The sequence below is a fragment of the Pseudomonas putida genome, assembly GCF_002906855.1.
Classification (GTDB): domain Bacteria; phylum Pseudomonadota; class Gammaproteobacteria; order Pseudomonadales; family Pseudomonadaceae; genus Aquipseudomonas; species Aquipseudomonas putida_N.
Genome location: NZ_MINI01000032.1, coordinates 1 through 1,177 on the forward strand (window position 1 = coordinate 1; position 1,177 = coordinate 1,177).

Below are 1,177 nucleotides of genomic sequence, written 5' to 3' on the forward strand. Positions count from 1 at the left end.
TATTGTTCGGGAAGTTGGATGACCTCCGAGGCGGCCACCCCGGAGGTCATGCGATTGTACGCCCGAACAGGAATGGGTCTTATCGACCGGCCTCATCCTGGGCTGCAGCCGCACCAGCTTCGCATCGCTTGTTGACTTGAATGGGCTGGCTTGCGCCGCGCCCGCAGACAATGCCAAGCATGGAGCCCCATCATGAACCCGAACACTGTACAAATCCAGTCTGCCTCCATCCAGTTCGCCTTGGGATGTGACGTCTCCAAAGCAACCGTCACACTCTTCGACAGCAGCAACGGAAGGACCGTTACCGTCGAAAACACCGCAGTTGCACTCAAGGCCACCCTGAAGCCTTATGCCAGACGTATCGATACACTCGCCATCTGCGAGGCAACCGGCGGGTACGAGGACGCCCTGCTTGGGGTTCTCGAAGACCTTGCCATCCCCGCCCACCGCGCAGACGCCGCGAGGGTCAAAGCCTTCATCCGCGCCTGTGGCGCCAAAGCCAAGACAGACCCCATCGATGCGCGCCATATCGCCGAATATGGCCTGTCGCGAGCACATTCCCTCCCACGCTGGCGGCCGAGCCAGCCACACGAAGCAAAGATGAAACTGCTCGTCTTGCGTCGTAGCGATCTCGTCTCCATGCGCGTGCAGGAGGAAAACCGCCTGAAGGCACCGCGCAATAAGCCGATCGCAGGCGAGATTGCCGGCCACATTGCCGAAATCAAACGCCGTATCGAGGCGATCGACAAACAGATCGAGACGATCGTCGCTCACAACAAGCGCATGAAAGATCGAAAAGCAATCCTGCAGACCGTGCCTGGCATCGGCAGGGTGATCGCACCCGTGCTGCTGGCAATCATGCCGGAACTCGGCCTCATCGATCGCAAGCAGGCAGCAAGTCTGGCTGGATGTGCGCCCCATGCGCGCGACAGCGGCGCACACAAAGGCCGCCGCTTTGCCACAGGTGGACGGCGGCAATTGCGACCGCTGCTCTTCACCGCTGCTATGGCCGCAAGTCAAAGCAACAGCCATCTCGCCACAACATACAGACGCTTGCTCGGTGCTGGGAAGTCAAAGCTCACAGCCCTCGGCGCGATCATGCGACACATCGTCGTGATCGCAAACGCGAGACTCAAAGAGTATGAAAAAATCCAAACAAGACTGACTTGATGAGGGA

The 1,177-nt window shown here is 59.4% G+C and carries 1 protein-coding gene; it reads left to right on the forward strand.

From position 1 onward, the window contains the following. Positions 1-192: 192 nt before the first annotated feature. Entirely contained in the window at positions 193-1,170 is a 978-nt protein-coding gene (locus tag BGP85_RS12360; protein WP_103466489.1) for an IS110 family transposase, read from the forward strand. Positions 1,171-1,177 lie beyond the last annotated feature (7 nt).

Excerpts from the sequence above, each read along its gene's own strand:
- BGP85_RS12360 (WP_103466489.1), top strand. The coding sequence starts at position 193 with ATGAACCCGAACACTGTACAAATCCAGTCTGCCTCCATCCAGTTCGCC.